Origin of the sequence: Flavobacterium resistens, from assembly GCF_900182645.1 — a bacterium.
Taxonomy (GTDB): Bacteria; Bacteroidota; Bacteroidia; order Flavobacteriales; family Flavobacteriaceae; genus Flavobacterium; species Flavobacterium resistens.
The window spans coordinates 1009757-1024118 of sequence record NZ_FXTA01000001.1; the positions used below are offsets into that span (position 1 = coordinate 1009757).

The following is a 14362-nucleotide window of genomic DNA, read 5'->3' on the forward strand; positions in this document are numbered from 1 at the left end:
ACCTTCTCATTTCATTCTTACTAATTAATTTATATTCTATTGATACACTCTTACATAATCAATCTCCATAGAAGATTGTGTGAAAGCCGCATCAATATTACCGCCAAAATTACCTCCCATAGCAACATTCAAAATTAAGAAAAAGTCTTTGTTGAAAGGTAAACTCGCATCATTAGGAACCGAATGAATTAACTCATCATCTACATATATTTTTACTGCCTCAGGACTCCAAATTGTTTTATAAATATGGAATTCTGTAGAAACATTTGCAATAGTTTTAGAACCTGTATTGGCTGTTCCTCCCGAATGACCAGGATAATGAAGCGTTCCATGAATTACATTCTGGCTGTTTCCAACATGTTCCATAATATCTAATTCTCCGCACGCCGGCCATGCATTTGTTGCATAATTTGCGCCAAGCATCCATATTGCAGGCCAAGTTCCTCCTCCTATTGGAAGTTTTGCACGAACCTCAACTTTTCCATAGGTGAATTTATATTTTCCTTCAGATTTCAATCTAGCTGAAGAATAATCAGCTCCACCAGAAGCTTCTTTTTTAGCCGTAATTTTTAAATTACCTCCCTGAACAATTACGTTTGTTGAAGAATTAGTATAATTCTGTTTTTCATTATTTCCCCATCCGTTATCGCCACGTCCTAAATCATAAACCCATTTTGAAGCATCTGGCGCTCCATCAGTATTAAATTCATCCGACCAAACTAAATTAGTATAATCTTTATCTGGCGTTGTTGGGTTTTGCGTTGGTTTTGTAGTCGTAAAAATATGATACCAAGCCAATGATGCATTTCCGCCCATAACAGCTCTTACAACCATTCTATTTGCTGTAATCGATAAAATCTCATATGAACTCTGACCGATATAGTAACCCATAAATCCGTTATCAGAGAAATTCATCATTGTTCCTCTTGTTTGTGTTGCATGATTTGGATTTTGCATTACAACAGATTCTGAAGGACTCAATGAAACTGTTTTCTTTCCGGAAGTATCATAAGCCAAACAAGCATCAGATCCTGAACTTCCTCCTCCTACACTTTCAAATGCAGCGTTGAAGAATGTTGCTCCACCATTGTTTAACTGAAATTTAAGCTGGCCACCTTCAAGAGAGAATGTCAGTTCGTTTTCGTATAAACAGCTGCTGGTTGGCGAACCTGCTTTTTCCCAAGCTCCAGCCTGATAATAGTTTCCATAATAGTTTTTAGTTGCATCTCCGTCATTTTGACCAACTCCTAAATGTCCTGCTTCTGAAGCCGACCAATACCATTTTTTAGAAGTACCACCAGTCAAGAATTGCACAGCTTCGGCATCACTAAAATCACTTTTAACCGTAACATCAGTTGTAATTGTACTGCTCACCCCTCCTTTTCCAGAAGCGATTATTGTTACTGTATAGGTATTAACTCCAGTTTTTGTAAAACGTTTTGTTACTACTCCATTTGGCGCATTGTCAGATGTTCCGTCGCTATACACGTATTTGTATGATATTGCATCATCTGCTGTAGCCGTAAATTTTACAGTTCCTGAACCGTCTCCGTTTGGAGCTGTGGCAGTTTTACCAATAATCTCGGCTGTAACCTTCAGATTCGTTGGTGAATCTATTGATCCAAAAGTAAAATCGTCTTTTTGACATCCCATCATCAAGAGAATCGTAAATATGGATACTATTTTTATAATTATATTTTTGCTCATGATTTCTTGTATTAATTGGATTGTTTTATGTCGTCAAAATAATAAGTCGCTCCCGTTCCTGATTGTCCAAAATCTGGAAACAAAATTACTCTGTCGTATTTTACACTAGCATCAAAACTCGCGGCACTTGTTAGATCAAAAGTTAAAATCTGCCAGGCATTTGCTACTGTTGTCGATGCATGTACTTCAAAATTAACGCTTGGATTTCCGTTTCCGTCTTTTGGAGAAGTAGAAAGCTCCATTTTGTATAAAATATCAGCGCCAACTTTTGGGGACCAAACTGCTACTTTTACTTTAGTTCCTTTTGAAAAATCCGGTGAAGCATCAAGGTTTAAACTTGCTCCCGCCCAAGTTTCTGCACCTGATTTTTTTTCCAATTTAACCACTTTATCAGATACGTTCGATCCGGTTTTATCAGGATTTGTTGCCATAGAAGCAATAACATTTCCAAAACCGCCCCAATTGTAAGTCAAGTTTGCCGATTCAAAATCAATAGGCAATGCGATTGATTCTGCAGGCGCTTTATAGAAATAGATATTATCAATAAATACCGTTCCACCAGCCCAAGGCGTTCCAACAAATTTCAATTGGAAAATTTTATCCACTGTCAATCCTTGGCTTGTAAATGCCGAAATTGGAATATCAATACTTGTCCATTGATTAGCTGTAAGATCTTTTACTACAGGTTTTTCTGAAGGCCCAGTCTGAATCAATGAAGTTTCAATTTTTTGTAAATCAGCTGTCCAAACATCCATGTGTAAATATTCCATTTTTGAAACATCAATTGTTACATTGTCTGCCAATGCGATTCCTTGGTAACTTAGTTTAATATAATTCAGCATTTTATCTCCATTCAAATCAAACTCTGCCCAGCTGCTTCCTTGTCCTGCCTGCCCCCAATCTGGGAAATAGTTTGTTCCTGCAACATTAGTGTATTTCGTACCGTAAATCGAAATAACATCTGCCGGTTGTCTGTTAGGAGGTGTTGGTGCTGATGCTGAAGGTGCTACAACTAATTTTGCAGTAACCTGAGCTGTATATTCAGTTGTTTTGATTGCAGCACTTTTTGAAACCACACGAACTGTATAAACTCCAGCCTCTTTATAAGTATAAGAAACAGATTCGCCGTTGTTTGCCGAAATTGGATCTGGTTTTCCAGCTTCTCCAAAATATACATCATAAAATAAAGCAAAATCTGCAGTTGCTTTAACCGTTACTTTTTTAGATACTGATAAATCGTTTGTTATTTCAACTACCAAATTTTCCGGAGCTCTAAATGAAACCACAACATCATGTGTTACTTCGGTTGTTTTTCCGTTCACATTCATCGCTGTAATTTTCGATTTATATGTTCCTTCTTTATATGTATGTGCAACTGTACCGCCCGAAGCAATATAAGCAGATTCCGCAGTTCCATCTCCAAAATTGATTTTGTACTGCGTTGCTCCTTCTCCCGTAGGGATAAAAGTTACTTTCCCGGTATTATCCTGTGTAACGGTCGTCAATGCCGAAACATTAGTCGGCGCTGCCGCACTGTCTAAATCAACATCAAGGGCATCATCGTTTGCGCAAGCAATCAGCGTTGCCAAAACGAAAAGATTTAATATTAAATATATTTTTTTCATAATTGTATTTTTTTAGTATCCAGGATTTTGTTGCCAGTTTCCGTTTGCAAATTGAATTTCTTCTATTGGAAGCGGAAATAATTCGTTTTTATTCGCTGTAAAACCAGGAATTTTTCCAACAGCTTTTCCAGTTCTTACCAAATCAAAGAAACGATGTCCTTCACCAAAAAGCTCCACTCTTCTTTCAGCATAAATAAAATCAGTCAACGCTTGTCCAGAAGCTGTTATATCGTGATTATTATCTCCAAAAGCGCGTCTTCTCACCTGATTTAAATAGTCTCTTGCTTTCGCGTCATTATTTCCTGCACGACTGTAAGCTTCGGCTGCCATCAATAAAACATCTGCATAGCGAATAGCTCTGTAGTTGTTTGGATTTGTTAGATTCAAATCTCCAGCTGCAGCTGAACTTCTTTTTCTTGGAATATATTTTCTGTTGAAATATCCTGTGTCTTCATTTCCTTTTCCGTAGCTAACACCTTTTCCTCCATCATAATTAGTATTTGCAGCAGCAAAAGCAGCAATATCTAGGATAGCAACATCTTTACGTTTGTCACCTGCTTCAAAAGCATCGGCGCCTTCTTTTGTTGGAACATTAAAACTAAATCCTGAAGAGAAAAGTGGTCCCGAAAAATTTCTTACACCACTAAATCCAACGGCAACGTTACCTTCACTACATTGCAGACAGCCAAATCCAGCTCCTTCAACATCTGTGTATTGCACTTCAAAAACAGATTCAGCATTGTTTTCTCCATCCATTTCAAAAATAGAATTGTAATCAGTAACTAAAGAATATTTTCCTGATGTAATTACACCATCAAGAGCAGTTGCTGCCTGAGCAAATTTGTTTTCATATAAATACGCTTTTCCAAGAAGTGCCAAAGCTGCTCCTTTTGTTACGCGCCCTTTTTGAGAAGCAATTGGAGATAAATTAGCAGCCGCAAAAGTCAAATCAGCTTCAATTGAAGCGAAAACTTCTTCTTTACTTGAACGCGGGATTGTTTTTTCATCTCCAATTTTAAACCTCGCATCGCCTTTCATTGGTATGCCACCAAACCATTTCACTAACTCAAACTGGTAGTATGCTCTTAAAAAACGTGCTTCGGCTATAACTTGGTTTTTTCCCTGAAAATCAGTTTTATCTTTAAATTCAAGAATGTAATTTGCTCTTTGAACTCCTGCAAACATCCAATTCCAGATATCTCTTAAATTACTGTTTACCGGAGTATGAATCATGTCGTCAATTTGTTGCCAGCCAATTACATCTGTTGGACTTTCCCCTCCACATAATGTATTATCAGATGCAATTTCTCCCAATATGACATTTGCATATGAAGCCTGCAATAGATCATATGCAGCAATAAGCGCCTGATCGTAATCTGCTTTTGAGTTGAAATAGTTCTCAGAATCGATAGAATATTCTGGTGTAGGATCTACAAACTCATCCGAACAAGAAATACATAAAGTCGAAAACAGAGTAAGCGTTATAACGGTTGTATATAAATATTTTTTCATTTTAATTGAAATTAAAAATTAAGGTTAAGTCCCATTAAATAGGTTCTTGGAATTGGATAGAAACCATAATCGATTCCTGCACCAATAGGAGACTGAGAAACATTATCACGATTTCCAGGACCAAATGAAGCACCAGGATCAAAACCTCTATACTTTGTAAATGTGTATAAATTATTTACCCCAACGTAAAGTCTTAATTTTGTAAGTCCCGCTTTTTGCGCCACATTTGGATTAAGAGAATATCCTAATTGAATATTTTGGATTCTTAAATAAGATGCATCTTCTACAAAATAATCAGAAAAAACATTGTTTGCAGTTGCTCCAGTTGTAACTCTTGGAGTTGAATTTGTTGATCCCTCACCTGTCCATCTGTCTAAAACATAATTTAAACGATTGGCGTCAGAAAGTGTTCTTTCGTAATTGCGAACCATATCATTTCCTACAGATGCAAAAGTGTACATGGCAAAATCAACATTTTTATAATTCATTTGGATATTGAAACCCATTGTAGCAGATGGAATTGGATCTCCAATATTGGTTTTATCATTTGTATCGATTTTTCCATCTCCATTTACGTCAACATAACGAAGATCTCCAGGAGCTGCATTTGCACCTAAAGCAAGTTGAGATGGATGCGCATCGATTTCTGCTTGATTTTGGAAAATTCCATCTGTTTTATATCCGTAGAAATATCCTATTGGTTTTCCAACTTCCATACGCGAAGGCGCTGGCTGTCCAACTCCAAAGGCACCGCCTTCAATAAATCCTGTACCATTGTTAACTTCTTGTACAACATTTTTAAGTAAAGTAACATTATAACTTACACTAAAATTGAAAGAATCTGAGAATTTATCTTTGTAATCAATTGCAAATTCAAAACCTGAATTTTTAACCGATCCAGCATTTAAAGTTGGAGCACTTGCGCCCGGAGCGCCTGTTCCGTTAATTCCTGAAACCGGAATATTTGGCACCAATAAATCTTTTCTAACATCATTGAAATAATCAGCAACGATATACACTTTGTCGTTTAAGATTTTCATATCCAAACCAACATCGAATTTTTTCGCTTCTTCCCATTTTAAGTCCGGATTTGGAACCTGTCCTGTTGAGCTTCCATTTACAATTGCTCCATCAAAAACATAAGTTGCTTCACCGTTCAAAAGTCCCAAATAACCATAATTCGGAATTTGGTCATTTCCTAACGTTCCGTAACTAGCTCTCAGCTTTAAGAAATTGATAAACTTAGGCTCACCAAAAAATTCTTCCTTAGAAACGATCCATCCACCAGTAACAGATGAAAAATATCCGATTTTATTTCCTGGTCCAAATTTAGTCGAAGCATCACGGCGCGTCATTCCAGACAATAAATACTTTTCTTTATAATCGTATTGAAGTCTTGCGTAATATGACAATCTTCTTTGATCATAATTATAAGAACTGTTTGTCAATGTTTCTGAAATTCCTTTGGTTAAAGAAATATCCGCAAATTGCCATGAGTTATTTGGAACATCAAAACCAGTTGCTGTAAGTCCGTTACCCCATTCTTTGAAAATTGTTGTCCCTACAGTTCCTGTAATATTATGAGCCTCGGCAATTTTTGTTGTATAGGTACCATAAAGATCAAATGAATAATTGTTATCATTTACCGCACCTTGAGTAACCGAACTTCTTTGTACATCAAAAACTTTTCCACCGTAGCTTATTTGTGGATTAAATGTTTTTGACTCGCTGTTTGAAGTATTGAAACCAATAGCACTTGCTAAAGTAAATCCTTTGAAAATTTTATAATCTAGTCCAAAATTTCCGTTTATTTTTTTATAGTTATAATCGTTATATGAATTTTCAATTTGCGCCAATGGATTAATAATTTCATTTCCTAATCCTGTAGTGTTTGGCACAAGCGTAAAACTGCCATCTGCATTATATGGACTTAAAGTTGCCGGAACGTTTAACGCATTAAATAATACAGATCCAAGACCATTTTCATTTAATGTTCTTCTGGTGAAATAAGTATAAATTACGTTTGTCTTTAATCTAATTTTACTGCTTAAATCAGCGCCTAAACCAATTCTTGCCGTATTTCTCAAATAGCCCGATTTATCTCCGCCAACAATTCCTTCCTGGTCTAAATGTGATCCACTGATAGAATACGTAATATTTTCTGAACCTCCGGAGATGGTTAAATCGTTATTAATAATAGGAGCTCCTTTTTGGAAAACTTCATCTTGCCAGTTTGTGCCTTTTCCTAGTCCGCTTACATTTGGATAAGGAAGTGCTTTTCCTCCATTGGCATAACTTTCATTTAACAAAAGTGCATATTCTGTCGCATTTAGCGTTGGAAGCTTTCTAGAAGTTTCTTGAAATCCTGCGTAGCTGTTGAAAGAAACTTTTGTTTTTGAGTTCTTTTTACCCATTTTGGTTGTTACCAAAATAATTCCGTTTGCTCCAATTGTTCCGTAAATTGCTGCCTGAGCATCTTTTAAAACAGTAATGGTTTCAATGTCATTTGGATTTAGCAAACTAAAATCTCCCACATAACCATCAATAATTGCAGTTGGTGAATTTTGTCCGTTTGTAGCAATACCACGAATACGAATATCTAATCCCGCACCTGGCGCCCCAGATTGCGTGGTTACATTTACACCTGAAACTGTTCCTTGTAAAGCCTGTTCAATTCTTGCTGGTTTCAAGATGTCCAGTGTTTTACTATCAACTACTGATACTGCTCCGGTAATTTCTCTTTTTTTCTGAGTACCGTAACCAATGACAACAACCTCTTCGAGTGATTTTGCATCATCGGCCATTTTTACAGTCATTTTAGTTCCAGAAACTGCAATTTCCTGCGTTCTGTAACCTATATAACTGAAGATAATTGAAGCTCCTTTTGGAACTCCGGTTAACTTAAAAGATCCGTCAAAGTCTGTGGTTGTACTTTGCGACGAACTTTTAACTTTTACATTTACGCCAGGCAATGATAATCCTGACCCATCTACTACCGTTCCGCTTACATCATAGGATTGCGCAAAGGCAAATGATGTACACAACGATAGTACAATTAGTAACAATTTCGATTTCATAATTAGTTAGTTTTTATTGAAAGATAAATTTATTCGTTCCTATTAGGAATCCGTTAAATTTAACCTCAACAAAAAACATACATCACAAAAAAAATGTTACTAAATTCAATATATCGTAAAAAATATCTCGAATTAACTAATATTTACGAATGTTAATTTTCTTAACATTTACATTACAAAACCCTTACAAATGCAGAATGTTGTGGTAATGTATAGTTTTTTTGCGCCATTTTTTGTTCTACTATACAGCCAAAATATATTCAACTAAACCGATTTCGTGCTGTAAATCCATTTTTTTACGTAAACGGTATCTTTTAATTTCAACACTTCGAACAGAAATATTAAACAATGGCGCTATTTCTTTTGAAGAAAGATTCAAGCGAAGATACGCGCACAAACGAAGGTCATTTGGAGTTAATAAAGGATGCTGTTGTTTGATGCGTTTTAAGAAATCCTTATCTGCATTATCAAAAGCTTCCTTAAAAACATTCCAGGAATCTTCTTCCGTAATATTTTTATTAATCGTACTAATTACCGATTTGATGTTTTTACCTTCACCCGTTTTCTGCAAATCTTCTTTAATAAAAGCCAACAATTCATTTTTACTATTCAAACTCATTGTTGAAACTGCCAATTCTCTACTTTTTGTATCCACATCCTGAGAAAGCTGTTCATTTCTCAATTTCATCAATTGCTGTTCGTTTTCTAATTCTTTGATTTCAAGCAAAAGATTATTCTCTTCGATTAATTTTTCTTTTTGTTTCTGATAATAATTTCGGTATGCCTTATTGATAAAATAAGCAATCGCCAGCATCAACAAGAAATAAATAAAAACAGCCAGATTAGTTAAATACCAAGGTTTTAAAACTACAAAAGTATAGACTGCTGTATTTTCAAGAATACTATTGGCATATTTCGCGCGAACTTTAAACGTATATTTTCCCGGAGAAAGATTTTTGAAATTTACTGTTGCTTTTGTACTCCACTCACTCCATTCATTCTGAAAACCTTCCAATAAATATTGATATTCTGTATTGATATATTTATTGTATTCCGGAACCGTATAATTCAACGTTATATTATTATCATTTGAATGAAAACTTCCTTCCTCCTGAATAGCAACATCTTTTAAAACTTCGTTTTGTTTGTTAATCGCGATATCAGTGATATGAACGCTATAATTTTTAAAAACTAAATCATCGATATTTAAAGTATAATAGCCATCTGTTGTACCAATCAAATAATTGGATTTGGAAATCTGTGTAATATTCTCATAACCAAGCATCGAATTGGTCAAAGATGCCGGAATAGGAATTACATTCTGCTTCAACTGATTGCTTAGCTTGCTCGCCGAGAAATAATGAATATAGTTTTTTGAAAAAAGCCAGATTTTATTGGAGTTATCGACAATTAATTTACCCGATGTATATTCGTCTTTTTCAAAAATCGAACTCAAAACAGCATCTTTTTCAAATTGTTTGGTTTTTGAATTCAGTTTAAAAATCCCGCCTTTAAAAGCATAATAAATAGAATTATTAAACTTAGTCAAACTCGCACGCGTCCCATTTTTAGGCGATTTATAAGTATAAAAACCATTTGTTTTCTGTAATGAATTATCAAGTTTTAATCTAAAAATACCTTTGTATTCATGACTTACATAAATTTCTAAATGGTTTGAAATTTCAAAATAGCGCGAAGAATAATCAAATCCGTGAATTTTATTCCGAAATACCCATTGATTGTTTATTTTTTCTAAAACCGAAATCCCGTAATAATTCCCCTGAAACAAAAGATTTTTATTGTTTGGAGCCGGTTCAAATTTCCATGTTCCGGAAGCAGCGAAAATATTTCTAGCCGTATCATTTACCACAACAAATGTTCCCGAATCATGGCCGCAGAAAAGCGTATCCTCATAAACAAAAAGCGACCAAACCTGCCCTTTTGTTCCGTTTATAAATTTAAAATCGCTGTTGCTTTGAAGCGGTCTGCAAAAAAGGCCCTGATTTGTTCCAATATACAAAAGTCCTTTATAAACTGCCGAAGCGTAAACCGTTCCTAAAACACCCGAATCATCAGTAAAACTGTGCACTGGCGACTGCATATTAATACAATTAATTCCGTTATCAAGTCCTGCCCACAAATTCTGATCTTTATCTTCAAAAAGCGACAAAGCTGTATTGTTGCTCAATCCTTTGCTCTGCGAAAGATGGTATCTTAATTTTCCTTTATCAGATAAAATAAAAATTCCATTCGAAACCGTTCCCAAAGCAAAACTTCCATTCTGAAGTCGCTGGCTACTATAAACAAAACTCGATTTTAATTCCGAATCAACATCAGTCAAAAAAGGTGTCAATGTATTTCCAGTAAGTTTATACATTCCGTCAAGTTGTGTTTGAATTAGCAAACCGTCATCAATGATAAAAATATTGGCAATCGTAAATTTTTTAAGAATTGGATTATCTGAAACTAATTTTGCTTTTCCACTTTCAATTTCAAAAAGACCTTCTTTCATGGTTTGAAAATAAATGGCATTTTTTGGCGCAAATGATTTAATGACACCATTTTTTGGTGCAATAATTTTGAATTGTCCCGTTTTGGTATCGTAAATATAAATGCGGTTAAGCGACTGAAACAAAATCCATTGATCGTATTTTAAGATGTTCCAAAATTGTTCATCATCCAGGATTTTGTTTTTGATTGCGTCACTTAAGGACTTGTATTTCAGTTTTCCATCGGCATTTCTTGTCCAATAACCAAAATTCATATAAGTTCCCGTATAAATCTTATTCCCAATTACTTTTACAGAACGCAAAATCGTTTCGTTTGGCGCTGGATATAACTGCCAATTCGTTCCGTTATATTCTAAAAGTCCGTCATTATTAGCAAAATACAAGTAATTTTGATCATCCTGCGAAATCATCCAACTTTGATTTCCAGCGCCATAAACTGCTGAAGAATATTTAATAATTGGCGGAAATTCCTGCGCTGACAGGAAAAAACTCATCAAAATAAACAAGGCAGAAAGTTTTGTTTTCAAATCTATCGGGGTATTAATTTATTACAAAAACAGTCCTAAAATAGCTTATTTTATGTTGAAACAACAAGTTTTTAGTAAAAAAAGCATCAATGCCAGAAACGAAGCTTAACTTATTGAATTAGTTAAAATTTGGAACAATCTCCTTAACTAAACTCAATTCAAAATTGATTACTTTTGTAAAAATTGACTTTTTTTATGCAAATTGATCTTTCTACACTCGACCCGAAACAAAATATAATCATTAAAGGAGCACAGGTACATAATTTAAAAAATGTAGATGTTGCCATTCCGAGAAATAAACTTGTTGTGATTACAGGGCTTTCAGGATCAGGAAAATCCAGTTTAGCATTTGACACTTTGTACGCCGAAGGACAACGCCGTTATGTAGAAAGTTTATCGTCATATGCGCGTCAGTTTTTAGGGCGTTTGGATAAACCAAAAGTCGAATACATAAAAGGTATTGCGCCTGCAATTGCAATTGAGCAAAAAGTAAATACTACAAATGCTCGTTCGACTGTTGGAACGTCAACTGAGATTTACGATTATATTAAACTTTTATATGCCAGAATTGGGCGTACTTTTTCTCCAATTTCTGGACAAGAAGTCAAAAAAAATACGGTAAGCGATGTCATTTCAGATGTAAAATCATTAGAAATAGACAGCAAATGGCTTTTATTGTCTCCTATTCATTTAGAAGAAGGACGACAACTTGAAGACAAACTAAAAGTACTTTTGCAGCAAGGTTTTGCGCGTATTTTGGTCGACAACGAAATGATTCGTCTGGATGATTTTACAGCTTCAGAAATGCATTCGTTAGACAATAAAGATATATTGTTAATTATTGACAGGATTGTTGTCAAAGAGGAAGAGGAATTCTACAATCGTCTGGCTGATGCGGTACAAACTGCTTTTTTTGAAGGAAAAGGAATTTGTTTTCTGCAAGAATTAGGTTCAGAAAAACGTTTTTCATATTCCAATAATTTTGAACTTGATGGCATTACATTTTTAGAGCCAAATGTTCATTTATTCAGTTTTAATAATCCGTATGGCGCTTGCCCGGTTTGTGAAGGCTACGGAAATATCATTGGCATTGATGCCGATTTAGTAGTTCCAAATACTTCCTTATCTGTTTTTGAAAGTGCAATTTATCCTTGGCGTGGCGAAAGCATGAGTTGGTACAAAGATGAATTTGTAAAACATGCCTATAAATTTGATTTTCCAATTCACAAACCTTATTTCCAGTTGACAGATGATCAAAAAGATTTGATTTGGAAAGGGAATCAGTATTTTCAAGGGCTAAACGATTTCTTCAGAGAATTAGAAGAAAAAAATTATAAAATACAAAACCGCGTAATGTTATCGCGTTACCGCGGAAAAACAAAATGCCACTCTTGTCGCGGAAGACGTCTTCGCGAAGAAGCTTCTTACGTAAAAATAAATGGCAAAACGGTTTCAGAATTAGTTGATTTGCCGATCAGACATTTGGTTACTTTTTTCAAAAATATTGAATTAAACGTTTATGAAACACAAATCGCAAAACGTTTAATGGTTGAAATCAATAATCGATTATCTTTTTTGACAGAAGTTGGTCTGGATTATCTAACGTTAAACCGAAATTCGTCAACGTTATCAGGAGGTGAATCACAACGTATTAATCTTGCAACTTCGTTAGGAAGCAGTTTGGTTGGCTCTATGTATATTTTAGATGAGCCGAGTATTGGTCTGCATCCAAAAGATTCAGAGCGACTCATCAAAGTTTTACTTTCTCTTCGTGATTTAGGAAATACAGTAATTGTCGTTGAACATGATGAAGATATCATGAAAGCAGCCGATATGATTATCGACATTGGTCCTGAAGCAGGAACTTTTGGAGGAAAACTGGTGGCTCAAGGCACTTATCCCGAAATATTAAAATCGGATTCATTGACTTCAAAATATCTGAACGGTGATCTGGAAATTTCTGTTCCGAAAAAAAGACGAAAATTCAAAAATCATATTGATATTATTGGTGCAAGAGAAAACAATTTAAAAAATATTGATGTTACTTTCCCACTTGATGTTTTAACAGTTGTTACCGGAGTTTCCGGAAGCGGAAAAAGTACTTTGATCAAAAAGATTTTGTTTCCTGCCATGCAGAAAAAACTGGAAAGCGCTGCCGAAAAAGCAGGTCAGTTTAGTGAAATAAAAGGTTCTTTTTCTCAAATCAAACATATTGAATATGTAGATCAAAATCCGATAGGAAGAAGTTCGCGATCAAATCCTGTAACATACATCAAAGCCTATGATGATATTCGAGATTTGTATGCAAAAGAAAAATTATCAAAAATAAGAGGTTATCAAGCCAAACATTTTTCTTTTAATGTTGATGGAGGCCGTTGCGAAACTTGTAAAGGAGAGGGCTCTATAAACGTTGAAATGGTTTTCATGGCCGATGTTTCTCTGCCGTGTGAAACATGTGGTGGAAAACGATTCAAAAAAGAGATTTTAGAAGTTACTTTTGACAATCAGAACATCAATGATATTCTGACAATGACTATTGATGATGCCATTGCTTTTTTTGAAAAAAATAAACAATCTAAAATCACTCAAAAATTACAACCTTTACAAGATGTTGGTTTGGGATACGTACAATTAGGACAATCTTCTTCTACTCTTTCTGGTGGTGAGGCTCAACGTATTAAGTTAGCTTCATTTTTAGTAAAAGGAGCCACAAAAGACAAAGCTTTATTTGTATTTGATGAGCCAACAACTGGACTTCATTTTCATGATATCAAAAAATTATTGGCTTCATTTGATGCTTTAATTGAAAAAGGACATTCTATTATTGTAATTGAACACAATCTGGATTTAATAAAATGTGCCGACTGGATTATTGATCTTGGTCCTGAAGGTGGCGAAAACGGAGGCCATTTATTAGCCACAGGAACCCCTGAAGATATTGTAAAAGTAAAAAAATCTGTTACTGGAGTTTATTTGAAAGACAAACTTTAATGCTTATGCAGTGAGCATTTCATAATAATACAAAACAGCCATATGATAATCATATGGCTGTTTTTTTTTAAGTTACTTCTGCTTATAACTTATGGCGTAAAGCCTATAGCACTAAGCGACTAAACATCTTTCTTCAAAAGGAACACCATCTTCATCGATGGCAACTAATATTTTTTTCTGCTTTGAAGCTTCTAAAGTAAGATAAAGCCACGCGAACGACCACAATCCTAAAGTCAAGCAAAAAATAATAAAATTCAAACCATGATTTACTGCTTTTCCGCCTTTTGAAAGCACTGCAAAAAGCAATTCATCATTTCTCTCTTCTAGTGTAAATCCATTATGAACTTTGTTTGAGATCATATTAGAAAATACTTGTAAGCTTTGTTCTTGACTAAGTGGATTGCCTTTCATAA

7 protein-coding genes are annotated in these 14362 nt (G+C 34.9%); 1 reads left to right on the plus strand and 6 read right to left on the minus strand.

Annotated features, from left to right (window positions below):
• Positions 1–36: 36 nt before the first annotated feature.
• From FN795_RS04395 to FN795_RS04415, 5 genes are all read right to left on the minus strand, one after another.
• Positions 37–1707: a family 16 glycosylhydrolase gene (locus FN795_RS04395; RefSeq protein ID WP_142449544.1), complete on the minus strand. Its 1671-nt coding sequence runs from the start codon at positions 1705–1707 to the stop codon at positions 37–39.
• A gap of 11 nt (positions 1708–1718) precedes the next feature.
• Positions 1719–3332 carry a hypothetical protein gene (locus FN795_RS04400; RefSeq protein WP_142449545.1) on the minus strand — a complete coding sequence of 538 codons (1614 nt, stop codon included), beginning with the start codon at positions 3330–3332 and terminating at the stop codon, positions 1719–1721.
• Positions 3333–3344: 12 nt separating this feature from the next.
• The gene (locus FN795_RS04405; RefSeq protein ID WP_142449546.1) at positions 3345–4844 is read right to left on the minus strand and encodes a RagB/SusD family nutrient uptake outer membrane protein; all 1500 of its coding nucleotides are present in this window, start codon (positions 4842–4844) and stop codon (positions 3345–3347) included.
• A gap of 11 nt (positions 4845–4855) precedes the next feature.
• Positions 4856–7921 (minus strand): SusC/RagA family TonB-linked outer membrane protein, encoded by a 3066-nt coding sequence (locus FN795_RS04410; RefSeq protein WP_142449547.1) that lies wholly within the window; start codon positions 7919–7921, stop codon positions 4856–4858.
• Between the two features lie 241 nt (positions 7922–8162).
• Positions 8163–10958, minus strand: coding sequence for a triple tyrosine motif-containing protein (locus FN795_RS04415; RefSeq protein ID WP_317131754.1), 2796 nt, complete (start codon positions 10956–10958; stop codon positions 8163–8165).
• A 195-nt stretch (positions 10959–11153) separates the two neighbouring features.
• On the opposite strand from FN795_RS04415, the gene uvrA reads away from it, so the two are divergent.
• A complete protein-coding gene (gene uvrA / locus FN795_RS04420) occupies positions 11154–13949 on the plus strand; it encodes an excinuclease ABC subunit UvrA (RefSeq protein WP_142449548.1) in 2796 nt (931 codons plus the stop codon).
• A 111-nt stretch (positions 13950–14060) separates the two neighbouring features.
• Here uvrA and FN795_RS04425 read toward each other — a convergent pair whose 3' ends face one another.
• Positions 14061–14360 carry a hypothetical protein gene (locus FN795_RS04425; RefSeq protein WP_026729185.1) on the minus strand — a complete coding sequence of 100 codons (300 nt, stop codon included), beginning with the start codon at positions 14358–14360 and terminating at the stop codon, positions 14061–14063.
• Positions 14361–14362 lie beyond the last annotated feature (2 nt).

Bases quoted from the DNA above. Each gene is read 5' to 3' on its own strand.
- FN795_RS04395 (WP_142449544.1), bottom strand. From the start codon at position 1,707: ATGAGCAAAAATATAATTATAAAAATAGTATCCATATTTACGATTCTC.
- FN795_RS04400 (WP_142449545.1), bottom strand. From the start codon at position 3,332: ATGAAAAAAATATATTTAATATTAAATCTTTTCGTTTTGGCAACGCTG.
- FN795_RS04405 (WP_142449546.1), bottom strand. From the start codon at position 4,844: ATGAAAAAATATTTATATACAACCGTTATAACGCTTACTCTGTTTTCG.
- FN795_RS04410 (WP_142449547.1), bottom strand. From the start codon at position 7,921: ATGAAATCGAAATTGTTACTAATTGTACTATCGTTGTGTACATCATTT.
- uvrA (WP_142449548.1), top strand. From the start codon at position 11,154: ATGCAAATTGATCTTTCTACACTCGACCCGAAACAAAATATAATCATT.
- FN795_RS04425 (WP_026729185.1), bottom strand. From the start codon at position 14,360: ATGAAAGGCAATCCACTTAGTCAAGAACAAAGCTTACAAGTATTTTCT.